We start from the raw sequence: 22862 nt of genomic DNA, 5'->3' as shown, positions 1-22862 counted from the left end.
ATGGATGAAAAAGATATAAAGCTGATATCTTTGCTTGTCGAGGACTCCAGAAAAACCCTTCATGAGCTTGCTAATGAGCTTGGTTTATCTGTTTCAAGCATTCATAAACGAATCAGGAAGCTTGAAAAGGATATTATCGAAAGATACACAGTTATATTGAACCCTGAAAAGTTCAATCAAATCACCGCTTTTCTTCTTGTTAGCGTAAGTGAGCCGAAGAAGATCGTGGAGTCGTTAAAAGATCTACCCGAAGTTATAGAGCTTTACCAGACCTTTGGCAACTTTAATTTTCTGCTAAAAATAAGGGGAGGGAGCATTGAAGAAATAAGTGAGATCACCAACAGGATTTCATCGATGGAGGGGGTTTTGATGGTTGAGTGCATAGTTGCAACAAAGAGGATTAAGGAAACCGCCTGGAAGCCTGAGGTGGTAAAATGAGTGAGTTTCTGCAGACCTATCTTTTTATTCTGACTTCGGCATTCTTACTTTTGGGCGGTGCGTTGATACTGCAGGTTTACAATGCCTATCATAGAACCAAGCAGAAGTTTTTGCTTTTACTGAGCTTTGGTTTCTTCACGCTCGTTATTGGCGGAGCCTTGCCAGTTCTGGCGTTTGCCATGGCTCTTTCTGAGCTCATGTATTTACTGGGCATAATCTTTCAGATCTGCGGGATCTCGGCGATCTACTACTCGACAGTGAGAGGATGAAAGAGGAAATAATTGCTCAGAAGTGGAGACTGATCAAGCTCTCAAAAACCAGACCGATACTTGCTTTTAGGTTAGTTAATACTTTGAGCGAAAAATGTGGGGAAGAAGTCTATAAAATGGCTTTTGAATACGGAGAAGAGAAGGGGAGAGAGGTCATGCGGAATTTGAAACTTAAGGATTTCAGGGAGATTGCAAAGTTTTTGTCGATGATCTCGGGAACAAGGATTGAACAGAAAGGTGAAGAAATTGTCTTTCTTTCCTGCCCAGTAAATATCTTGGAGCAGGTTAAATCAGCGAGAATTTGCAAGGGCTATATTGAAGGTTTCTTTTCAGCTTTTGGAATGCGAATTGAAGCTTTGCCAACCTGCGGAGAGCAATGCAAAATTTTGATCAGGCAAACTCGCTCTTAACACCTTCTATAACGAATTCAACACCTATAGCAGCGAGGAAGATCGCAAGGAGCTTTGCAATTATGTCCGCACCGCTTTTGCCGAGCAATTTTATTAGCCACCCACTATAAATGTGGCTTAGCCTAACGATCGCGTAAACAAGGATCGCACTTGCTACAACGATCAGCTTCGACACAAAATCCGAAGCCTGAGAATACATTACTATTCCAGCTGTTATTGCTCCAGGGCCTGTGTATAAAGGTAAAGCGAGTGGAAATATTGCGATTGAGTCAACTTCCGCACTCTCTTTGGCTTTTCTTTGATATTGCTCCCTTCCAACTCTGCCGAGGAGTATGTCAACCGAGATTATGAAAAGTAAAATTCCGCCTGCAATTCTTAAGCTGTTTATTGAGACATGGAAGAACTCGAGTATTAAGCCACCAGAGACTGTTGTCACAAGCAGAATTGTTAGGGCTATGATCGTCATTCTCTTCGAAATTCTCTCTCTGAGCTCTTCTCTGAACCTCTCAGTTAGTCCTATAAAGAATGGCAAATTCCCGGGTGGGTCTACGATCACGAAAAATGTTAGAAAGCACTTTAGAAAGTAGATCAAATAGTCCATAGTTCCTTCGCCTTTTTGATGTTTTCAAGAAGCTTCAATGCGGTTTTTTGCGTTGGAAACGAGAAAAGCCCACAATCTGGACCAATGTAGCTGATAAGCTCTCCAAACTTCTCTTTTGCAAGCTTTATTCTTTCTGAAATTTTGCTTGCGGGCTCAAATTCCTCGATTGCGAGCAAAGAAAGCTCTTCATCTTTCCAAGCGTTTACGTTGTGCATCGCATTGAACTCTGAAATTATGCAGTCTATGTCCGTCCTTGCAACCCCAATTCTGAGCTTTTTATCCGCACTCTGGAGCACTTCGGGATCAATGGCTTCCATTTTCTTCGGATCTCGAGCGGTTTCGATGCCAATTACCTTAATTCCAGTCTCAGAGAATCGATCGTAGAAAAGGGGTTCATGCAAATGCACCTGCGTGTCCACGTTAAGCCTGAAGCCATAAGTATTTTCGATCAACTCCTTGCTTGGCTGTAAGTCTGGAACAACTCCAAGGCTGGGTTCGTCGAAGCTTATGCAAACGACGTTCTCGTATCTGAGCGCATTTTTTGCAAATCTGTAAACGGACTTTGCAAGGTTCTCCAAAACGTCTTCGTAAATTTTGCCCCCGAATTCCCGATAGTAGAGCTCAAAAACCCCTGTGATGCAAACCCTGAGCCTTTCAACTTTGATCTTTTCAACAAATTCAACTTCAGGAATTATGGCTTCCTTCTCGGAGATCAGGTAAGCGTCATCCTGAAATTCGGGATTTTTGATTGGCTCAAGGAACATCTTTACCATGTCTCGAAACTGGGGATAATTTGGCACTTCCACGAATTTTGCTTTCATTAAAAATGCCCTTTGAACCATTTCCTCGTATTCCCTGCTTTGAAAATTCTTCTCAACCCATTCTCTGCTTATTCCCGCGGGCAGGGGAAAACTGCCGATGTCGTCAAAGAGCATGTTGACTATAGCTTTTGATATTTATTAGCTTTGGCACCGAAAAGACTAAATTTTCTGGTTGAGATCTAACCCTATGAAGATCGTATGGCTTGGTCATTCAGCTTTTCTGATTGATGGCAGTAAAAAAGTCCTCATAGATCCATTCATTACTGGAAATCCAAAGGCTCCCGTTAGTGCTGAAGAAATAGTCGCTGATGTCATACTCGTAACGCATGGACACGGCGATCACCTTGGAGACACTGTTGAGATCGCAAAAAGAAACAAAGCACTTGTGATCTGCATTCACGAGCTTTCAAGGATCCTTGCGAAGAGAGACATTGAGACAATGGGAATGAACATCGGCGGAAGTGCCTACTCTTCTGGAGTTCGCATAACAATGGTTCCAGCTTTGCATTCAGCGGATTTTGAGGACGAAAGAGGGGAGATCATAAGCAGTGGATCCCCGGTAGGCTTTGTTGTCGATATGGACGACGTGAAGGTTTACCATACAGGCGACACCGGGCTTTTCTCGGACATGAAGCTAATTGGTGAGCTTTACGAGCCCAATGTTATGCTTGTGCCGATCGGTGATTTTTATACAATGGGTATTAAGGAAGCGGTAAAGGCGGTTGAGCTTGTAAAGCCTAAAGTGGCAATTCCAATGCATTACGGCACTTTTCCGCTGATCGACACCGATCCAATGGAGTTCAAGAGGCTTGCAGAGAAATTCTGCAAGGTCGTTGTGCTGAAGCCCGGAGAAGCTTACGAATGCTGAATTAATTTCTTGTCTTATAACTTTTTAGACACAAACTAACCCTAAAAACTGTCGGAGGGTCTGTTTCCAGTAAATCTTTTTAAACTCTCTCTGCAATCTTAAAACGTGGGAAGTCTTATCGCAAGGGCTTTAGAGCTTGCAGAGCTCGTTAAAAAACAGAGAGAGGTTCTTGTCGTAACCCACATCGACGCTGATGGAATAACTGCCGGTGCAATAGCTTTGGGAGCTTTAAAGAGGATCGGAATTGAGGTTGAAATAAGATTTTTAAAACAGCTTGATAAAAAAGAAGTCGAGAAAATTGCAGATACAGGAAAATTCGTCTGGTTTACAGATCTTGGAAGTGGACAGTTGAGCATGCTTAAGGAATTGGACTTCGTAATCACGGATCATCATATCCCCGAATATAAATCACAAAGACAGCTCAATCCACACGACTTTGCCTTGGACGGTAGCATAGAGATGAGCGGAGCAATGGCTACCTTTCTTGTTGCAAGCAGAATGCTACCTTCTGCAAGGCTTGGTGCATTGGCGGTTGTAGGCTCAGTTGGGGATCTTCAGGACTCAAAGTTTGGGAAGCTTGTTGGGCTAAACAGAAAAATTGCTGAAAAGTTAGTGGGTAAAAGCATAGAGATTTGCAGAGATCTTAGATTTTTCGGTAAGCAGACAAGACCGATAGCAAAGATGCTTGAATACAACACGGATCCTTTGATCCCGGGATTGAGTGGAAGTGAAGGAAGCTGCGTGCGATTTCTTTCAGAACTGGGCATAGATCCTTGGGTAAAATGGATTGAACTTAGCCTTGAAGATAAAAAAAGGATTGTTTCCGCCTTAGTTAGACACTGCATGAGTCTTGGAGTTAGCTATGAGGAAATAAAGCGTATGGCTGGTGAGTGCTACATTTTGCTTCACGAAGAGGAGGGCTCAGAGAAAAGGGATGCAATGGAGTTCTCGACGCTTTTGAATGCAACCGCAAGATATGAAGAGGCGGATGTGGGCTTGAGGGTTTGCTTTGGTGATGAAAAGGCTTTTAGCAGGGCAAGGACTTTGCTTCAGAATCACAGAAAGAACCTTTCCGAAGGACTAAAGCTTGTGGAAGAGATTGGAATTAAAGAGCTGAAGAACATCCAGTTCTTCCATGCGGGAAAAGAAATAAGAGACACGATCGTTGGAATAGTTGCTGGAATGAGCCTTGTTAAGAATCCAAAGAAGCCTATTGTTGCTTTTGCCGAGAATGAGGAAGGAATCAAGGTATCTGCGAGAGCAAATTACAAGCTGGTTGAGAAGGGTTTGAACCTTGGAAAAGCTATAAGAATTGCTGCTGAAAGAGTTGGCGGAAGTGGTGGAGGGCACAGTGTCGCAGCAGGAGCTTTAATTCCTCAGGGAACAGAAGAGAAGTTTTTGGAGTTTTTCGATAACCTTGTGGGAGAACAACTAAATGATTAAAATAAAACCCTCTCAAGATCCTCTCCTCCATAGAATAACTCCTGAATTCCGTCGTAGATGTCCTCCATCCCATATCCCTTTACCGCGGAAACAGCAACGAGCGGTCTGAATAATCCTGACTCCTTTAGAGTTCTTAGAAGCTCCACGCTAAGCGTTTTTGCTTCAATGAAGCTCGAAAGATAATCCAGATCTGAGCTCCACCTTATTATTCTTTCAACTTCATCATCTCGCAAGGTATCTGCTTTGGACAAAACAGGTATTTGGGGGATTTCAAGCCTAAATACCGCAGAATTTGCCATAAAAAGCTGAGAAAGAAAACCGAAGGGGGTTTTTGAAACTACTGGATCGAATAAAAAAACCATGACACTTCTATTTCTACCGAGAGCTTCAAGAATCAGCTTACTACTCTCTCGGACTGTAAAGATTTCCATTTGCCCTGGAGTATCGATTAGAATGAAATCTGGCTGTGATAAGTCGATTTCGTATTTTATTTCATCTATCAAAGTCACCAGCAGATCTGAAGCGATGATCTGGGCACCATTTGGGCCTACATTGTATTTTTGCATTATATCCTCAAGAGTAAACCACTCTCTGACGTCAATGTCTGCAGGATATGGCACGTAATCCGCTCCGGGATCAAGGTTTATTCGCATACATTGGGCTTTCAATGAATCAAGCCACTCTGCAAAAGCCTTTGTAAGATAGCTTTTTCCTGATCCCGCGATTCCAATAAAATAAACGACGATTTGTTCCATCATTCAAATTTCTCTTGGAACAAAAAGTTTATTACCGAAAAGAAATCCAAGGCATATGGAGTTCAGAGTCGGCGAAGCTTTAATTGGCGAAGGATACGAAGTCGCTCACGTTGACCTCCTCATAGGCACTAAAGACAGTCCTGTGGCAAGTGCTTTTGCCAATGCTCTTGCAACGCTTTCTGCCGGGCACACACCACTTCTTGCAGTTCTCAGGCCTAACTTGATCACAAAACCTCCAACTGTGATCGTTCCAAAAGTTACGGTTAAAAACATGGAGCAGGCTGAGCTAATTTTCGGGCCAGCTCAGGCGGCAGTTGCTAAAGCTGTTGCAGATGCAGTTGAAGAGGGTTATATTCCGAAAGAGAAGGCGGATGATTATTTGATCATTGCCAGCGTTTTCATACATCCGCTTGCAAAGAACAAACACAAAATCTACTACTATAATTACGGAGCGACAAAGCTCGCGATCAAGAGAGCAATGCAAAACTTCCCGGATGTTAACACAATGCTTTACGAGAAGGATCGCAGTTATCATCCTTTTGTTGGCAGAAAGCTCACTAAGCTCTGGGATCCGCCTTATCTGCAGATCGCTCTCGACATCCCGGATCTGGAGGAAGTGCTCTCTATTTTGTCTCAAATTCCGGAAAGCGACCACATAATCTTCGAAGTCGGAACACCTTTGGTTAAGAAATATGGCAGTGAGGTTATTCTAAAGCTGAGAGAAGTGAAGCCGGATGCTTTCTTCATCCTCGATCTCAAAACTCTCGATGTCGGGAATTTAGAGGCAAGAATGGCTGCTGATGCGACAGCAAACGCGGTAGTGATTTCGGGGCTTGCACCGATCAGCACGATTGTAAAGGGAATCAATGAGGCAAAGAAGACTGGAATGCTCGCAGTGGTAGATATGCTCAATGTAGAGGATCCTGTGAAAAGAATGGAGCAAATATCAAAGGAAGTTTTGCCAGACGTAGTGGAATTGCACAGAGCCATTGATAACGAGCAAAGCATTCCACCGTGGTCTCTTGCAAAAGAGATCAAGAGTTTCAAGGTTCTTGTAGCGGTTGCGGGCGGTATAAAGCCAGAAAACCTTGCAGAAGTGATCTCCGCGGGAGCGGACATAGTCGTTGTTGGCAGGGCGATAACAAAGGCGAGAGATGTCGAAGGAGCAGTAAGGAGATTCATGGCACACTTAAAGCCCGACACTGACCAGTTCAGAATCATGACAGACTTCTGATATGATCTTCATAAATTTTAAGGCCTATAGGGAAGGATTTGGCAAAAATGCACTGGAGCTCGCAAAGATAGCTGAGAAGGTTGCAGAGAGAAGTGGAGTATACATTGCGGTTGCGGTTAATCACTTAGATCTGCCAGTAATTGCAAAGAGTGTTTGCATCGACGTTTTCGCGCAGCACATCGACGCTGTTGAGTTCGGAAGCTACACTGGAGCGGTAAATGCGGAAATGATAAAAGAATATGGGGCGAAGGGAAGCCTAATAAACCACTCCGAACGTAGGCTGAAGCTTGCAGACATTGATTTCTGTGTTTCAAAGCTCAAAAAGCTCAATATGACTTCAATAGTTTGCACAAATAATGTTGCGACCACCGCAGCAGTCTCAGCTTTAAAGCCAGACTTCGTTGCTGTGGAGCCACCTGAGCTGATCGGCTCAGGAATAGCGGTGAGCAAAGCTGAACCTGAGGTTGTTGAAAGGGCTGTAGCTTCCGCAAAGAAGATCTGCAAAGAAGTTAAAGTGCTTTGCGGAGCGGGAATTACAAAGCACGAAGACTACGTCAGAGCTCTTGAACTTGGTGCGGACGGTGTGCTACTTGCAAGTGGTGTTGTAAGGGCAAAAGATCAAAAAAAGGCGCTTGAAGAGCTTGTAGGTCTAAGCTAATGCTCTCTGTATAACTCTTTTTTCGCCTTTTTCAGCTTTTTGTTCTTTTCGCCCCTTCCCGGGGGATCATTCAAAAGCTCTTCAAGCTCTTCGTCCGTTACAGGTCTTATGTCCTCAAAGTATTCCTTAAACTTTTTCGCCTGCTTCATGCTCAACTCTAAAACAAAAATGTTTGGCATGCAATATAATTTTTTCTGTTCTCCATGCGTGGTCGAATCTTCATCGAATCTTGGTTTTTGTTTATAGTTCAATTTCGTATCCCGCGGATAACAAAAGGCTTATGAGCGTCTCCCGAATGCCTATAAACTTCTTATCTTCAAAAAGGGGTTTGCATTCTTTTATATCTTTCTCGCCATTCAGCAATTTAACCGCAAATGCCATACAAGTTTGCTCTCCGCATTTCCTGCAGTTCGTCTTTGGCAGATATTTGTAAACGTCAAGCGCTCCAATAAAGGTTTTTTGCAGGGGTTTGCTTATGTCGATTTCGTCTCTTTTCTCCCAAGCAGTTCTGGCTTTTTCTTCAATTTCCTTGAGAATGCCCAATGCTTCTTCTTTGCTACTGATCATCGTCATCGTTACAAAGCGGTCGCTGTGAATAGTGATTATTCTTTGTCCCTTTTTGAAGCTGATCCAGCCATCCTTTGCGTTGTAGCTTGCATTTGGCAAAATTCTTGCGAGATAAGGGGCAATCTCGGCGATGTTTTCAATATCAACTTTGCCAATAACTCTGTATTTGCTCGGATCAGCGATGCATGGCAAAATTTCCTTGATTTCCATCGCAAATTTTACTCTTAGGTTTATTTAAAACTTTCCAAATTTTCTTTTCAGTTTAGATTTTAAACGAGTGTTTTTTGCAGAAGTCTTAAACCGAGTTTGGTGGTTAAACAACTGCTTATGCTGTCAAGATTCGGATCACATTTTTGGGCTGATAAAGGGGATATGTAGAAGGTGTGGAAATAGAAAGCAAAACAATGAGAAGACATCGCTTTAAGGATTTTGAAGAGCCTTGCAAAGGATTGAAGCACACTCATGCAATCTAAAACTCGACTTAGAACTGTTTAAAATCCTGATAAAATCCAATATAACCCCAGAGATAAAGACTGCTCTCCTCTGAGTCCATTGCCAGTTTCAAAGCACAGTCCTTCTCCGGCAAAATTCGACGAAATCATCGGCAAAGAAGAAAGCGATTCGATGAATAGCTATCAGAGGAACTTAAAAAGCTTAAAAGGGCTTATTGTAGGAGCAAAAGTTGAAGCTCCCTACAATCCCAAATGCCTGTTATGCCAAGTTTTGTGGATAGTAAATCAAAAAGCTTAAATTCAAAACTCTTGATTTCAACTAAATGAGATTTGACAAATTTAAATCGGCTCTCATCTTTACAATGGCTCTCGTTGCAATCATCGTATACAATCCACTCATCGCCGGAATATTGGCCAGCTCTGCAATCGTGGCTTTTAAAGCAGGAATTGGATGCAGATACAGCTCTATGAACAAGAAAATAGTCTATTTCTTCGCTCTCATTTACTTTTCTATCTCCACGATAGTTGGATTTATCCTTGAAAACATAATTGAATCTCTATCGGCTCTTCTTAGCTATACAATCGGTTTTCACCTAATTGTCGCATCTCTGCTCGTTTTAGCTGGCTACACGACAATTAAAAAAGCTTCCTGCGGAGTAGATTTAACAAGCAAAACTTCCTTGGCAATTGCAATTCCATGCCCAGTTTGCTTTGCTGCAATCTTCATTTCCTGTTACTTCGCTTCGCAAATTCTTGAAATCCCTAAAATTGCAATGGGAGCAATTGTTGGGACTATAATTGCATTGGGAATCATCGCTTTATCTTCTGGAAAGAAAGAAAACCCAGAAAGGCTTGGAAAGATAATGTTGCTTTGCGGCGTTTATTATCTCTTTGCAATGCTTTTGATCCCCGCGGTGATTCAAGGTATGAGCCTTAAATATTCAATTACAGACAACTTCAGCCCATACTCATTGATTTTGCTCATTCCCCTGATTCTGGGTGCGATAAGGGGTGCTGCAAGATATGGTTAGCGTTACCTCAGCAATCTATGCAACGATGTATGCGATCTCGACTTCTTTGCTTTATCCAGTGATCTTGGCCTTGATTCTACTCGTTGTTTACTCGCTGATGGAACTTGGGGCATTCATCGTTGAAAGTTCAAAAAGGCGAAGGAACTTTGAAGATCTAAGGAAACTAAAAGGATTTAATTTTGAAAAGATTATTGAAAATCTTGAAAAGATGCAAACAACAAGATTGCTCAGAATGTTCATTCTCGATTTAAAAAAGCTGAATCCGGGCGATGAAGATCTTGAAAAGCTTCTTGAGGAGTTTGAATTGAAAGTTGCAAAAGAACTTGAAATTCCGAGAATTCTTACGAGAATCGGCCCAATGCTTGGCCTGATGGGGACTCTTATTCCGTTGGGCCCAGCAATGATCGCCTTATCGCAGGGAAACATACACGAGCTCGCCACAAACCTGATAACTGCATTTGCAACCACAGTTCTTGGCTTAATCGTGGGCGGAATAGGCTACACAGTGTTCATGGTCAGAAAAAGGTGGTATCTTGAAGATCTAAGCGATATGGAATATATTATAAAGATCTGGAGGTGTGGGAATGAAAAGAAGGCTGATTGACGAAATTGAAGACGATAACCCGCTCGACTTCGTCTCAAACCTTTTCGACGTTGCTTTGATCATAGCTTTGGCTTTCTTGGTTATGCTTATCACCGCCTACAACCTCACAGAACTCCTAACTCCAAACGAAAAAATCACGATCGTTAAAAATCCTGGCGAGGAGAACATGCAGATCATAATAAAAGATGGGGAAGTTATAAAGGTAATGAACCTGACTGCAGAGCTTCATGGAGGGCAAGGAGAGAAGATCGGCACGGCTTACAGGCTTAAAGATGGGACGATTATTTACGTTCCCGAAGACTGAAATGTTCCACAGATTTTCTAAGCGAAGATTTTGAGAACCAAAGTTCAAAACTTCACTATTACTTGAGATATCAAAAAATTTTTACTTTAAGTAAAGAAAAATGGAAAGTCTTAAATACACTTAATTTTACTTTAAATCAAACAAACTGGAGGTGGAAAAATGCTCGGAAGGAAGCTTTTCTTGTTGATCGCAACTCTGTCAATGATCTTCACGGCTTCAGGTTACGAAGTAAGCGTTGAAGTTCTAATTAACGGCACTGCAGTCGAGAACGCGTCCGTTGCTGTTTACAACGAAACAGGATTGATTGCTCAGAATCTCACTTCCAGCGGTTCTGCAATTTTCGAGCTTGGTGGGGGAAGTTACACAATAAAATCTTTTTACGAGCTCTGCTTTAACGAAAGCTTTATAGAATTGAATGAAAACTCGAGCGTAACGATCAACTTGAGCTGTGAAACCGTTTTGATCAAAGTTTTTGACAAACTGGGGAACCCAATTGAAAATGCATCGGTAAAGGCTGGAGAAGTTGAAAAATTCACGGATGAGGAAGGAATAGCAACTCTTAACACTACAGATCTTGGCTTTAAAGTTTCAGTTAGCAAAGAAGGCTATGTTGCAAAATCGATTTATGTAGACAGTGAGGAAATAGATGTTATTCTGCTTAAAGATTTGATCACATTCTATCTTGGAAACAACGAGAACTATGAAGCTTTGAAAGAAATAGAAAACGAAACAGCTCTTATAGAAGTTTTTAAACTCGGAGATGAAGTCGATTTTGCGAACAAAAGCCTCATATTTTTAGCAAATCTAAATGAAAGTCTTTCAAATGAAATCGCAAACGCTACAGATGCAACGATTGTCTTATTCAACTCCTCAGCTGGCTACAGTGATGAATTGATTGCAAAATACTGGATTTACGGCGGAAAAGAGAACCTGCTCAATCTCGTGAATTATTTGAGAGCTGAATTCTTCGATTTGCAAATTAGCTATGATCCTCCAAAGGTTCCCGAAAATAGGGCAAAAATTCTCTTCATCCTCGACAAAGACTCGAAGCAGATTCCACTGATCCTGAATGCAAGTAAGGATCTTTACATCGAAAAGAACCTTGAAATAAAATTGCTTGGCTACTCCAGCGTTGACGATCTTAAAGAAGAAATAGAGAATTATGATCTGAGCAATTTCAGCGTCTTCTTCCTTTACATGCTCGGCTATCCCGTTCAAGACTTTTTGAAGGACTACCTTTTGCCTTTAAAGCAGCAGGCAAAGATCATTGGCCACGGCTTCACAGATGTGCACAGCATTACAAACGTTAATCTCAGCGAAACGGAGTACAGCAACATAACGCTTTACTGGAATTACGGAGGCTCGGAAAACTTCAAAGGGCTCATGATCTTCATTGGAGTTAAGCTATGCAATATAGCTGTTGAAGAATTTGGTCTAACTGAAGTTCCAAATCCGATCGAAATTCCGCCATACGGAATCTACCATCCAAAGGCTATTGGCAAAGGTTACCAAGGAATGGGGATATTTTTAAGCTTTGAAGAATACATGGGCTGGTATAGAGACAATGGATTCAAGGAGAATGCTCCAGTCGTTGGAATTCATTACTACTACGTGAACGATCCCTCAACTTACCCTGTGATTGATGAGCTGATCTTTAAACTTGAAGAGCTTGGAGCTAATGTCGTCTTCTCCTCATTCACCTATCGCGATTCAAATTCAACAAAGTGGCTGATTGAAAATGGCAAGGCGAGGGTTGATGCTCTAATAACGCTCACATCCTTTAGGCTTTGGAGCCATTCAGGTAGCGAGGACGTGGGATTAAAATACCTCCAAGAACTGAACGTTACGCCAATCAAAGCGATAATGGAGTATTACTACAATGTGAGCGAATGGGAAAGCCTTCACGGCCTAAACCCGCAATCCATAGCTTGGCAAATAGCTTTGCCAGAGCTTGATGGGCTTACAGAGTTCATAATCGTTGGAGCTAAGAATAAGACGACGAAAGACTATGATCCGATCGGCGAACAGATTGAATGGATTGCAAAAAGGGCTTTGAAGTGGGCAGAGCTTCACAGAAAGCAAAATGGCGAGAAAAAAGTTGTAATAATTTACTACAACCATAACGGTGGCAAAGACAACATTGGTGCAAGCTATTTAGATGTTCCAGCAAGCCTCGAAGTTTTGCTTAAAGCGATGAAGGAAAAAGGATACAATTTGGACACGAGCTTTGACAAGAAACTGCTTACGAAGCTTTTGATGACTCAGGGAATTAACATAGGAAGCTGGAAGAAAGATGAGCTTGAGAATTTGACGAAAACAGCAGTCCTAATTCCAGCTGAGAAGTATTTGCAGTGGTTCAACGAGCTTCCAGAGAAAAAAAGGCAGGAAGTCATCAAGTATTGGGGAGAACCACCTGGAGAAGTGATGGTTTTTGAAAATGAAAGCGGTAAGTTCATCGTTATTCCGCTAATCAATTTGGGGAACGTGATCTTAGCCCCCCAGCCTTCGCGAGGCTGGCTCGAGAACTCAACGATCCTATACCACGATAAATCGTTGCCACCGCATCATCAATACATCGCATTCTACTTCTGGATAGCCAAAGAGTTCAAAGCTGATGCGATCGTTCACTTTGGCACGCATGGAACTCAGGAATGGCTACCTGGAAAGGAGAGCGGTTTATCTGCAAAAGACTGCTGGCCTGCTTTGCTCATTCAAGATCTGCCAGTAGTTTATCCATACATAATGGACAACGTTGGCGAAGGAACGCAAGCAAAAAGGAGGGGTCAGGCGGTGATAGTGGATCATCTAACCCCTCCATTGATCGAAAGCGGTCTTTACGGCAATTTATCACTTTTGCATGAAAAGATTCACCAGTATTTTGAAGCTCAGGACGAAGCTGTAAAGGCTGAGCTTAGAAAAACGATCGAAGAGCTTTACAAAGAACTTGAGCTTGAATTCCTTGGAAACATTTCAGAGTTAAGCAAGGAAGAATTCGAGAACTTCCTGCAAACGAAACTGCATGAATATTTGCACGAGCTTTCAAGCACTGTAATGCCCTATGGTCTGCACATTCTTGGATTTGTCAGGAAAGATGAAATCACGCTTGAATTCGTGAAGGCGATGCTTGGAAAAGAGTTCAAGGAAAAGGTTGGCAAAGTCAGGCAAATTAATGAGCCTGAAGACGAGCAGATCTTAAACGATTTGCTCAGAGAAGTTCTTTTCAATGGAAGTAGCTTGGAAGAGGCTCAGAAGAAATTACTTGGCGGCGTAGATGAATCAATAACTCAGGAACTCGAAAAAGCTTTGAAATACTACTACGATCTAATGAATTGCACGATAGAAATTCCGAGAATCTTACAGGCTTTGGAAGGCAAGTATATTCCACCAAGGATTGGAGGAGATCCAATAAGAAAGCCAGAGGCATTGCCAACTGGAAACAACTTCTACAGCTTTGATCCGAGAACAATTCCAACAAAAGAAGCTTGGAAAGTCGCAGTAAAGCTCGTTGACGATTTGCTTAGAAAATACTATGAGGAGAAAGGAGAGTTTCCAGAAAGTATCGCTTATGTTCTCTGGGCTACTGAAACGATGCGCAACTATGGCGTCATGCAGGCAGCGGTGCTTTACACGATGGGCGTTAAAATTGAGTGGGATTCAGCTGGGAGAGTGAAAGACGTTAGCCTGATTCCACTGAGCGATTTGAAGCTAAGGCTGTCTGATGGAAGAGAAATCCAAAGACCAAGAATTGACGTAGTTGTTGTTAGCTCCGGACTTCATAGGGACACCTTTTCCTCGCTTATGCTGTTGCTCGACAAAGCGGTGAAGCTTTGCATCAACGCGAATGAAGATCCGAGCTTGAACTATGTTAGAAAGCACTACTTAGAGATAAAGGAAAACTTAAAGAGTAAAGGTTACAGCGAAGAAGAGGCTGAGAAGTTTGCAAAGATTAGAATTTTCTCTGAAAGCCCCGGAAATTACGGAACTGGATTAGCTGAAGCTGTAAAGGCAAGTAATACATGGCAAAGCGATGCAAAGCTTGCTGAGCTATTTTTGAGCAGAGTTGGATTTGGTTATGGGCAGGATTTCTGGGGGATCTCTGCAAAAGACGTATTCGCTGGAGCTCTAAAGAATGTAGATCTCGCCGTGCATTCAAGATCAACGAACATATTCGCAGCCATAGATAATGACGACGTTTTCCAATACCTCGGTGGCATCGCTTTGGCTGTAAGGCATTTAACTGGTAGCGATCCCGAAACCTACATCTTCGACGTTCGCAACGTTAACGATCCGAAGGCTATAACGCTTAAAGAGTTCATCGCAAGCGAGCTTTTGACGAGATACTTTAATCCGAAGTGGATCGAAGGAGTTATGGAGAACGACTACGCCGGAGCAAGGCTAATTGCTGAGATTGTGGAGAACCTCTGGGGCTGGGATGTAATGATGCCGAGCCTGATCTCAGACAAAACCTGGCAAAACTTCTACGAAATCTATGTGAAAGACAAGTATGATCTCGGGCTGAAAGAATTCTTTGAGAAGAACAATCCATATGCTTTGCAGTCCATAGCTGCGAGAATGCTTGAAGCGATAAGGAAGGATTACTGGAAAGCTCCTGAAGAAGTTAAAGTTCAGCTCGCAAAGGAATTGGACAGACTTCAGAAAGAATACGGCTTCACTTGTTGCCATCACACTTGCGGGAACATAGAACTGCTTGATTTTAAAGCCGGAATCCTCAGTTCGCTGATCGAGCAAAAAGAGACAAAAGAAGAAAAGAAAGAAGTCGTCGAGCAAAAACCGAGGTATAGAAGCTCAGGTGGTGGAAGAGTGATTTCGACAGCCCAAACAGTTACACCAACAACTTCACAGAGCGGAAACCAAACCGCTGGCGTTGGGTTTGAGCAATCAATTCCAATGGCTGAGCAAAAGGAGCAGAATGAGGAAATTGCAGGATACAAGATGGAAGTAGCTGAAAAGCAGTTGCAAAGCTTTGAAATCTCAGCAACTCCGCTGATTGCAATAATAATGGTAGTTTTAGCCGTTTTGATATTCTATGCAGGAATGAAGCTGAGAAAGTAAGCCTATTTTTTATTTGTATTCCCTATTTCTATTGCTCGCCCCATTCGGAAAAATCGCTTTCTCAGCCAAGGTTGATAGAAAAAGAGTGAATGTAGTTTGTAGGACTAAAAATTTTTTCTATTGAGCAACTCCGAACTTCTCTTAGAATTGCAGGTTTATTGTGGCGGTGTGAGTATTTCAATTCAAGCTTAAATAGTGTAAAAAGTGTTACCAATTTAAAGAATTTTATTCCAAAATCAAAAACCTCCTTTTACATATATGTCAGCAAGTAGCAAAACTTATATACTTCTTGTGCTCATCTTTGACTGGTGAGAGCATGACAATAGCTAAGAAAATAATAAGCCTGTTTCTGGTTTTAGTTGCATTTAAGTTCGCAATAAGTTCAGCAATGGCTTGGGGAACATTAACACACATCAGAATGTCTTCTGAAGCGGGAAATCCGTATCCTGGACGGAAAATGGAGTATCTCTCTGGTTCCATTGCACCAGATGGTGGCTATTTGATTTCAAATGAGTGGGGTTCAAAATTCCATGGCTACAATGTAAGCGAGGCACTCCGCATAGGTAACACTTTATTCGTTCTTTCTCAAAACAGTAAAGAAAGAGCATTTGCCAAAGGCTGGCTCGCACATCTCATGCAAGACAGGGTAGCTCATGGTAATGGACTAGGATTACCAAGAGACCCAGCATTCGGAGTAGGATACTCAAACTTTGCTGCTAAAAATACGGAATAGACCACATTTCTGCAGAATTCTTTGTTAACGGTAGAGTTCTCAACGAAAAAGGATGGAACTGGGACTTTGTTACCTTCGCAGTTCCGATAGATTTGGTTATTAAGACGATGAATACTCTATACGGTCAGTCTCCACCAAGAGATAGGCTAATTGATGCCTATAACACTTTTGCGGCAGAATATTATGGTGAACTTGCTTTTTGGCAAACTCCAACGGGTAAAGCGTTGTACATCTCCCTTTTCATGGCTGGAACCGTCGGAGATTACGACGATTACGTGCAAGAAGTAAACTGCAATCCATATTATACGTCGATCTATCTTACAAACAATCCTCAAGTCTCGAGACCTTCAATACTCCTTGAAAATTCGGCCGAAAATGAGATTGCAAATATTTGGAAAGGATGGATGAGAGAATATGCCAAGAATTTGGAAGAATCAGAAGCTTTGGAAATTAGCAGAAAAATCGAAAAAGGATGGTTATTAATCGAGTTTAAATCTTTTGACAAATCTAAGGCAGATATAGTCGCCAGAGAGATGTTGAGAAATATGAATTTGAGCGGAAAAGCTGCCGAAATTTTAAAATTCCAGAATTCGGAAATCGAGAAGGGATGAGGGATGGAAAAAGTTAGGTTTTTGGTGCTGGTGATGGTGGCAGTTGTAATTTTTTTCTTACCACTTCTTACTGTCTATTGCATTTCTTTTCTATTTGAAAATTTTACAGGCAAGGAGAGATATTCTAATTTCTTACTGGTTTATGTCAGAAGCAATGAACCATTCGACAACGTTTCGGTGTTCATTCCTACAGTTATGTTAGGCTCTGAAGAACTGAGACCACTACAAAATTTTGAGGTTATAAAAGTGGATAATCGGACTTACTTAAAGATACTATTGGACAAACCTATAGCTGAAATGAGTTTTTTGTATAAGGAGAATAGAAGTGTATTGGTCTATTTCTCGGACTTTGTGGTGAAATTTCCAAAGAAGAGGATAGAAAACCTCAGCGAGTATAAAATTGGAGAAGGAGAATACATAGATGTTAAAATAAACTTTACAAACGCCAGTAATGTGGAATTTATGCTTCACCTCTCCTACTTGGAAAATCGTTATCTCGATTTGCTCGGGTATAGAATTTATCTCGTCACAGGGCACAATGATGTCGGCTGGTGTGGAACGGGATTTGTAAGAATCAACGAAAGCGAAAAGAATATTTGGTTAAAGATACCAGTGAACTGCTGATATTAATATCCCAACCCGTGTTTATGTTTGACTGGTGAGAGCTTGATCGGCAGTTTAGCGACGCCAGCGATGGCTTGGGGAGGAGCTACGCATTACGGCATCGTAAAGAACTTGGACGATAGGAGCGGTTTACCGAGTTATATCTATACGTACAATTTAGATTATATAAACGGGGCGATTGTGCCTGATGTATTCTTCTGCGCAAACGTTCAGGTGGGGAATTGGAGTCTTTACAAAGGCTGTCCAGAAAACTGGAGAGACCTCTCTTTTTGTAATTGTTCATGATGGAAATTATTTCTGGAATTTCTATGAAACAGCAAAATTGAAATCTTCAAACGACCAACAAAGAGCTTATTTAGCTGGTTGGGTAAGCCATGCTATCTCTGATTACTACATTCATGGTGGAAAACCGAGCTTTTTAAATCTACCGTATCCGAATGGCAAATTCTATTTAGAATACAAGAGGATCGATCCATATAATTTGAATGCTCACATAACTGCTGAGTATATGGTAGACTGCTTAGCCTATTATGAAAAAGGTGGAAGCGCTCCTTGGCCATGGGAATTTAAAGTCTATCCTTCATTTATAAAATCAGTGTTTCAAGAATACAGAAGCAGATATGGTGGGAACTTTCCAATACCTTCAGAAAGCGAAATTGTTTCAGAATTTGATAAATTAGCTGCTTCAATAGTTGCAGAACAAGCAACTTTCAACCTTGGCACTTACGCATACGCTAAGAGGACCTTTGGCGATTACATCGACTGGTGGCAAGCTGCAATCAACGCATCTTATGCTTATATAGTCGGCTTCTGTCCTATCAAGACTTCGATTCAGACCTTAGAGACAAACGAAAAATTAGTCGAAAAGTATCATAGAGAACATTTGGGAATTTCGCTGAAAAAGGCTGTAGGAGAGGAACTAATCGAGGAAGGATTCTTAACTCTTCAAAGACACTACGATGCATCTGGGGCTTACATCTTGCGTTTGGAGAGCAATTTGAGCTATGAAGAGTTGGGAAAGGTTTTCATAAAGAAATTAAACGAGAAACTCGAAAAGGTTAATAGAATGAAGTGAAGCTCATGGCGATGAAAGTTCTGCGGAAAGCCCTTGCAATAGCTATAATTTGTTCTGCCCTCTTCTGCTATTTTTACATGGCATTGGATTTATTCAACAACGCTCAAATGAACTGCATCGAATACTCTGTTGAGATCTTTTCCAATGGCGACTTTCTGGCTTTAATTCCAGTCGTTAAGGATAAAGATTCAAGAATGCACGAAGTTATGAACAATCTAAACGTTGAATGTGTTAACTGCTTTGTTGAGATAACTGAATCCGAATTTGGAATGGTTCTGAAGGTAGTTGGAAGATATCATGTAGCTATAAAAAGTAACTACAGCTATCATGCACCCCTTCTTTCATCAATAGATCTTATACAGCTGAGCACTTTCGAGGGTGACAAAAAATTGAGAGTTTACAGCAACAGTTCTGTGAAGATGAAGCTCTTTGCAACTTCATTTGTTTCGCAAGGATTGGCATTTGGCGGATTTAGCAGGATTCAGATTTGTCTGGATAATGTAACGCTCAAAGAAGGCTGGAACATTGTTGAAGCAAAGCCATTATGCTGAGGTGAGATCGTGAGTAGTTTAGAGAAGCCTAAAATCTGGTTTTTAATTCTCTTCCTTTGGATAACTCTTCCATTTCTTTCCCTTTTGCAAATCTCGTTAGCCCACTGGATTGCAATAGTTCTTTTAATTCTTCAGTTCATCTTTGCAGTCTTGATACCTGCCCTTCTTTCAATTCTCGTCCCTTTCCCGATAATATCAAAACTAAAGCATAGAAATAAGGCTGTGCTGTTAACCGCTGTTCTTAGCCTTTCATTTGCAACGATTGCCTTTTTATCTGCCAAAGCCTACAGCTTTTATCCTGAAAGCATTTTACAGTTGATTAGCTATTCGCCAGTGCACTACTTTTGCATCTTAGTTGCATTAGTGGCGATGAGCTTTTACTTGATTTTATTGATTTTTGAGAAGTACTGGGAGGATTGAATTGGAGCACTACAGAATTCTTGCTGAAGTGCTGAATGAGATAAGAAAGCAAGATGAGACTTGGATTTGGAATAAGGCTAAGCTTGAGCTGAGCTATTTGAGCAGAGTAGTTGAGAGAAATTTGGCTGAGTTTAATGTTGAGGGGAAAGGGAGTGGGATTATCGCAGACACGGGGGAATATTGCTGGGCATGTAAGGCTCTTGTAAGTATTGCTTGTGCTGTAGGGTGTGGGAGTTGGTATCGCAGTTCTTTGTGTTCTTGCAGGAGTTACTACAGTGATTGGTGGTATAGCTTGTGCTGCAATTGCGTCTGCTGTTTGCTGGGTAATTGGAGAATACGGATGCAATCCTGGAGCAAATCAACTTTGTATTTATGCGGGATACTGCTGAGGTGATCGTATGAATGGAAAATACGTTCTCGTATTTTTTATTGCAGCTTTTTCTTTAGGCTTAACTCTGAGCTACCTCGATGGTCATCTGGAATTACTCGAGATACTTCGAAGTTTTGCAGTAGCTCTTGGCATTTCAGCAGTCTTTGGTGTCTACAGCAGGTTGAGGAAAAAATAGTAAATAGCAACTTTTGAATGAGGCTAAAGAGTGGAGGGAAGTTATCTTGCTGGCTTCTCATGTTTATAGCTGCTATAACTGCGCGAAATACATGGGATGGATATGAAAAAACTTGGCATGAAAAGTTATGCGTATCTTTTAATTTTCTTCTCTTCGATTTATCTGATTTTAAAGTTAATCCAGAGAGACCTCTTTGGAATGTCTTTGGCTTTGATCGCTATAGTTCTTGGAGTTCTGTTTCTTCTTCATAAGAGAATCTTTGGTCACGAGTATGAGCTTTAGTTTGAATTGTAACATTAAGACGAATAATCAGACATTCGGAAGTCTTTGCTGGACTCGTGGCTTGCTTTTGCTGACTTGGGGGTATTATCTGTCATCTATAATTTCTATTGGCATATTTTTAGCCTTTACCCATAAATTTCGCTTCTTTTACCGATTTTGAGTATCTTTATTACCTTCTCATCTTTCTCAAATTCAAAGATCACTCTGTAATCGCCAACTCTTAGCCTGTAAGTCTTCTCAAAGCCTTTAAGCTTCTTCACATCGAGGCGAACAAGCGGAAAGAATGCGAGCTTTGAGATTCTATCTTTTATGAGATCTCGATCCTTTTCTGGAATATCTTTAAGTTCCTTTAGAGCTTTTCTGGCTATTAAAATTTGATTTTCATAACTCATTCTTAATCAAACGCCACTCAATGAACTCGTCTCTACTTCTTTCTTCAAGATCTTCAACTTCCCATGCTTCAGGCTCAACTTCTTCGATCAACTCAAGGTTTACTTCGATCAGAGCCTTTAGATAGCTCTCAATTCTCTTCATTTGCTCGCTGAGCTCTTCAAGCGTTGTTTGCATATTTCACTTATGGAACTGGATTTTATTAACTTTTTGGATTCAACTCAATTTTTGATCCCATAAGCGCAGAATTCAGCATTTTTAGCTCGGAATATAATCTTTGTATTTTTAAGCTTAAAAAGTGTTACCAATTTAAAGAATTTTATTCCAAATCAAAAACCTCTTTTTACATATATGTCAGCAAGTAGCGAAATACTTATATATTAGTAGCACACAACATAGCTTAGTGAGAGCATGACAGCCAAGAAAATAATAAGTCTGTTTCTGGTTTTAGTTATGGTTGGCAGCACAACAACACCAGTGATTGCGACTAAAATTGCAGAAAATAAGCCAATTCCTGCAAAAGAGAAATCTGAATTACATAAAGACATAGAAATTATAAAAATCGACCCAAATCTTGAGAATTTGACACCATATTGGATAATAATAGCTGTTGGAAGTGAAGAAAAGGGAAGATTGACAACCTTTAAATATATAGATACCAGTAAAAGTCTAAAAGATTATGAAAAAGAGGAGTTGAAAAGATTTTTGCAAGAACTTTGGAAGAAGTATCCCGTGAAGACGATTAGAGACAAGAAATCAACCTTAGTAACAATTGAATCCGGAAATGAAATTTTGCTTACAGAAGAGGATAAAATAATGCTCGAGAGAGTAGCTATGGCTGTAAATGAGTATTTCAGTTCAAAATACGAAATAGGAATATTGTGGAATGTAGACACACATCAAAGCGTTGCTTTTATCTCCTGCAAGAAGTGGGGAGAGAGCGATTATTACTGCGGTATAACTAGAGACCATGCAGACGATCCGGACTACTGGACTCAAATTCCTCCCCCTCCAGGTTACCCTGAATGGTATTGGAATTTCATAATGCAGGTTGTTCATTCTTGGACGCACTATTACAACCCGGATTGGGCAACGGGCTCTGCTCCAAGCGAATGCAAGTATTATGCAAACGTAGCTAAGAGCAAGTACTCGAGTGGAGATAAGTATTCAGCTTTCCAGAATTTGGGATACGCAAGCCACTTTATAACGGACGTTGGAAATCCCTTGCACACAGGTTTGGAGAGCTGGCAAGCGGTTTTTAGCTCTATTCATTATTCCCATGAAAATTATATTTCCAGTAACTGGGAAAGTGGTTATAGATTCAAATCAGTAATCGAAAACAATTGGTATTATTACCCAATCAGCAACCCAGAACAGGCAACCAAAGACTTAGCAACTTATTCCCACCAATATGATGATACAGTATTCTGGACCATCTACAATAACCCAAATACATGGCAAAATGACCAAAACCTGAGGAAAGTCACAGAAAACTGTCTGCTCGAAACGGCTAAATATTCTCTTGGATTGATTAAATATTTGAGGGGATAAAATGAGGATCGAAGATGTGTTTTTAATTCTATTTGTTTTTTTGATACCAGCAACAATAGCGAGTTATGTTTTCATAAGGATTTCAAAAGTCCGATACAGATATTTCCCTATCCTTGTCCTCATAGGCTTTGGGATAGCCTTCTTTGGACTTTTCATTTTATTTCTTGTAAATTTTGGCTCCATACATACCACTGGATCTTCAATTCAAGTCATTCCAAAGGAAATTTCAGAGCATCCAGATCCACTAATTCGTCTTTACGGAACGTTAACCATACTCTGCTTCGAGAATACAGCTATATTGACCATAATTTATGCTATAATTGCAAGAAGTCCAATTTTTTACAGAAAGGTGAAAAATTGAAACAATGGAGTTGAGATTATGTTAAAGGTTGCAATTGCTTCGGATGTAGCTCCTAAGGATGAGAAGAAGTTTGCTCCATTCGCTGATGTCATCGAGATTAAAAGCAAAGCCAAGCTCTCCGAGCACTACAGAATTCTTGCTGAAGTGCTGAATGAGATAAGAAAGCAAGA

Annotated in this window: 29 protein-coding genes; 22 read left to right on the top strand and 7 right to left on the bottom strand. The window is 41.0% G+C overall.

Annotated features, from left to right (window positions below; translation table 11 throughout):
* From QXI54_08545 to QXI54_08535, 3 genes are read left to right on the top strand one after another with little or no spacing between them, the layout of a single operon-like run.
* Nucleotides 1–438 (top strand): Lrp/AsnC family transcriptional regulator, encoded by a 438-nt coding sequence (locus QXI54_08545; GenBank protein ID MEM0303199.1) that lies wholly within the window; start codon nt 1–3, stop codon nt 436–438.
* Complete coding sequence (locus QXI54_08540; protein ID MEM0303198.1) at nt 435–707, top strand: hypothetical protein; 273 nt, start codon at nt 435–437, stop codon at nt 705–707. The genes QXI54_08545 and QXI54_08540 overlap by 4 nt, the downstream gene beginning before the upstream one ends.
* On the top strand, nt 704–1117 hold the full coding sequence (locus QXI54_08535) for a hypothetical protein (GenBank protein ID MEM0303197.1): 414 nt from the start codon (nt 704–706) through the stop codon (nt 1115–1117). Before QXI54_08540 ends, QXI54_08535 begins: the two co-directional genes overlap by 4 nt.
* On the opposite strand, the gene QXI54_08530 is transcribed toward QXI54_08535, so the two are convergent.
* Together QXI54_08530 and QXI54_08525 are read right to left on the bottom strand one after the other, a co-directional pair.
* Nucleotides 1098–1718, bottom strand: coding sequence for an NAAT family transporter (locus QXI54_08530; GenBank protein MEM0303196.1), 621 nt, complete (start codon nt 1716–1718; stop codon nt 1098–1100). The two genes, QXI54_08535 and QXI54_08530, sit on opposite strands and share 20 nt — an antisense overlap.
* On the bottom strand, nt 1706–2653 hold the full coding sequence (locus QXI54_08525; GenBank protein ID MEM0303195.1) for a 5-methyltetrahydropteroyltriglutamate--homocysteine methyltransferase: 948 nt from the start codon (nt 2651–2653) through the stop codon (nt 1706–1708). The genes QXI54_08530 and QXI54_08525 overlap by 13 nt, the downstream gene beginning before the upstream one ends.
* Nucleotides 2654–2726: 73 nt before the next feature.
* Between QXI54_08525 and QXI54_08520 the strand changes: the two genes are divergently transcribed.
* Both QXI54_08520 and QXI54_08515 read left to right on the top strand, forming a co-directional pair.
* Nucleotides 2727–3407 (top strand): metal-dependent hydrolase, encoded by a 681-nt coding sequence (locus QXI54_08520; GenBank protein ID MEM0303194.1) that lies wholly within the window; start codon nt 2727–2729, stop codon nt 3405–3407.
* 105 nt (nt 3408–3512) lie between these two features.
* Nucleotides 3513–4850 carry a DHH family phosphoesterase gene (locus QXI54_08515; protein ID MEM0303193.1) on the top strand — a complete coding sequence of 446 codons (1338 nt, stop codon included), beginning with the start codon at nt 3513–3515 and terminating at the stop codon, nt 4848–4850.
* Here the strand turns inward: QXI54_08515 and QXI54_08510 are convergent.
* Complete coding sequence (locus tag QXI54_08510) at nt 4847–5605, bottom strand: ATP/GTP-binding protein (GenBank protein ID MEM0303192.1); 759 nt, start codon at nt 5603–5605, stop codon at nt 4847–4849. The genes QXI54_08515 and QXI54_08510 overlap by 4 nt on opposite strands.
* Before the next feature lie 55 nt (nt 5606–5660).
* On the opposite strand from QXI54_08510, the gene QXI54_08505 reads away from it, so the two are divergent.
* Both QXI54_08505 and tpiA read left to right on the top strand, forming a co-directional pair.
* Nucleotides 5661–6839 (top strand): bifunctional 5,6,7,8-tetrahydromethanopterin hydro-lyase/3-hexulose-6-phosphate synthase, encoded by a 1179-nt coding sequence (locus tag QXI54_08505; GenBank protein MEM0303191.1) that lies wholly within the window; start codon nt 5661–5663, stop codon nt 6837–6839.
* A 1-nt stretch (nt 6840) separates the two neighbouring features.
* Nucleotides 6841–7497 carry a triose-phosphate isomerase gene (tpiA, locus tag QXI54_08500; GenBank protein MEM0303190.1) on the top strand — a complete coding sequence of 219 codons (657 nt, stop codon included), beginning with the start codon at nt 6841–6843 and terminating at the stop codon, nt 7495–7497.
* On the opposite strand, the gene QXI54_08495 is transcribed toward tpiA, so the two are convergent.
* Together QXI54_08495 and QXI54_08490 are read right to left on the bottom strand one after the other, a co-directional pair.
* A complete protein-coding gene (locus QXI54_08495) occupies nt 7494–7676 on the bottom strand; it encodes a hypothetical protein (GenBank protein ID MEM0303189.1) in 183 nt (60 codons plus the stop codon). The two genes, tpiA and QXI54_08495, sit on opposite strands and share 4 nt — an antisense overlap.
* 61 nt (nt 7677–7737) lie before the next feature.
* The gene (locus QXI54_08490) at nt 7738–8274 is read right to left on the bottom strand and encodes a (Fe-S)-binding protein (protein MEM0303188.1); all 537 of its coding nucleotides are present in this window, start codon (nt 8272–8274) and stop codon (nt 7738–7740) included.
* A 565-nt stretch (nt 8275–8839) separates the two neighbouring features.
* Between QXI54_08490 and QXI54_08485 the strand changes: the two genes are divergently transcribed.
* From QXI54_08485 to QXI54_08425, 13 genes are all read left to right on the top strand, one after another.
* The gene (locus QXI54_08485; GenBank protein ID MEM0303187.1) at nt 8840–9547 is read left to right on the top strand and encodes a DUF2162 domain-containing protein; all 708 of its coding nucleotides are present in this window, start codon (nt 8840–8842) and stop codon (nt 9545–9547) included.
* Nucleotides 9540–10151 (top strand): MotA/TolQ/ExbB proton channel family protein, encoded by a 612-nt coding sequence (locus tag QXI54_08480; protein MEM0303186.1) that lies wholly within the window; start codon nt 9540–9542, stop codon nt 10149–10151. Before QXI54_08485 ends, QXI54_08480 begins: the two co-directional genes overlap by 8 nt.
* Complete coding sequence (locus QXI54_08475; protein ID MEM0303185.1) at nt 10132–10455, top strand: DUF2149 domain-containing protein; 324 nt, start codon at nt 10132–10134, stop codon at nt 10453–10455. The genes QXI54_08480 and QXI54_08475 overlap by 20 nt, the downstream gene beginning before the upstream one ends.
* A 159-nt stretch (nt 10456–10614) precedes the next feature.
* Nucleotides 10615–15528: a cobaltochelatase subunit CobN gene (locus QXI54_08470; GenBank protein MEM0303184.1), complete on the top strand. Its 4914-nt coding sequence runs from the start codon at nt 10615–10617 to the stop codon at nt 15526–15528.
* Nucleotides 15529–15844: 316 nt separating this feature from the next.
* On the top strand, nt 15845–16261 hold the full coding sequence (locus tag QXI54_08465) for a zinc dependent phospholipase C family protein (protein ID MEM0303183.1): 417 nt from the start codon (nt 15845–15847) through the stop codon (nt 16259–16261).
* Nucleotides 16262–16368: 107 nt separating this feature from the next.
* Nucleotides 16369–16872, top strand: a complete 504-nt coding sequence (locus QXI54_08460) for a hypothetical protein (protein ID MEM0303182.1) — start codon at nt 16369–16371, stop codon at nt 16870–16872.
* A gap of 36 nt (nt 16873–16908) precedes the next feature.
* Nucleotides 16909–17496 (top strand): hypothetical protein, encoded by a 588-nt coding sequence (locus QXI54_08455; GenBank protein MEM0303181.1) that lies wholly within the window; start codon nt 16909–16911, stop codon nt 17494–17496.
* 187 nt (nt 17497–17683) lie between these two features.
* A complete protein-coding gene (locus tag QXI54_08450) occupies nt 17684–18571 on the top strand; it encodes a hypothetical protein (protein ID MEM0303180.1) in 888 nt (295 codons plus the stop codon).
* 11 nt (nt 18572–18582) lie between these two features.
* Complete coding sequence (locus QXI54_08445; GenBank protein MEM0303179.1) at nt 18583–19122, top strand: hypothetical protein; 540 nt, start codon at nt 18583–18585, stop codon at nt 19120–19122.
* A 9-nt stretch (nt 19123–19131) separates the two neighbouring features.
* Nucleotides 19132–19542 (top strand): hypothetical protein, encoded by a 411-nt coding sequence (locus tag QXI54_08440; protein MEM0303178.1) that lies wholly within the window; start codon nt 19132–19134, stop codon nt 19540–19542.
* Between the two features lie 227 nt (nt 19543–19769).
* A complete protein-coding gene (locus QXI54_08435) occupies nt 19770–19931 on the top strand; it encodes a halocin C8-like domain-containing protein (GenBank protein MEM0303177.1) in 162 nt (53 codons plus the stop codon).
* 9 nt (nt 19932–19940) lie between these two features.
* Entirely contained in the window at nt 19941–20108 is a 168-nt protein-coding gene (locus tag QXI54_08430) for a hypothetical protein (protein MEM0303176.1), read from the top strand.
* Nucleotides 20109–20210: 102 nt separating this feature from the next.
* Nucleotides 20211–20390 (top strand): hypothetical protein, encoded by a 180-nt coding sequence (locus QXI54_08425; GenBank protein MEM0303175.1) that lies wholly within the window; start codon nt 20211–20213, stop codon nt 20388–20390.
* Between the two features lie 125 nt (nt 20391–20515).
* On the opposite strand, the gene QXI54_08420 is transcribed toward QXI54_08425, so the two are convergent.
* Nucleotides 20516–20782: a type II toxin-antitoxin system RelE/ParE family toxin gene (locus tag QXI54_08420; protein MEM0303174.1), complete on the bottom strand. Its 267-nt coding sequence runs from the start codon at nt 20780–20782 to the stop codon at nt 20516–20518.
* A complete protein-coding gene (locus tag QXI54_08415; protein MEM0303173.1) occupies nt 20772–20957 on the bottom strand; it encodes a hypothetical protein in 186 nt (61 codons plus the stop codon). The genes QXI54_08420 and QXI54_08415 overlap by 11 nt, the downstream gene beginning before the upstream one ends.
* Nucleotides 20958–21191: 234 nt before the next feature.
* On the opposite strand from QXI54_08415, the gene QXI54_08410 reads away from it, so the two are divergent.
* Nucleotides 21192–22331: a hypothetical protein gene (locus tag QXI54_08410; GenBank protein MEM0303172.1), complete on the top strand. Its 1140-nt coding sequence runs from the start codon at nt 21192–21194 to the stop codon at nt 22329–22331.
* 1 nt (nt 22332) lies between these two features.
* Entirely contained in the window at nt 22333–22692 is a 360-nt protein-coding gene (locus tag QXI54_08405) for a hypothetical protein (GenBank protein MEM0303171.1), read from the top strand.
* Nucleotides 22693–22862: the final 170 nt, after the last annotated feature.

The organism is Archaeoglobaceae archaeon (assembly GCA_038734275.1).
GTDB lineage: Archaea > Halobacteriota > Archaeoglobi > Archaeoglobales > Archaeoglobaceae > WYZ-LMO2.
Note: the sequence above shows the minus strand (reverse complement) of the source record. Positions and strands in the feature narration are given on the sequence as shown.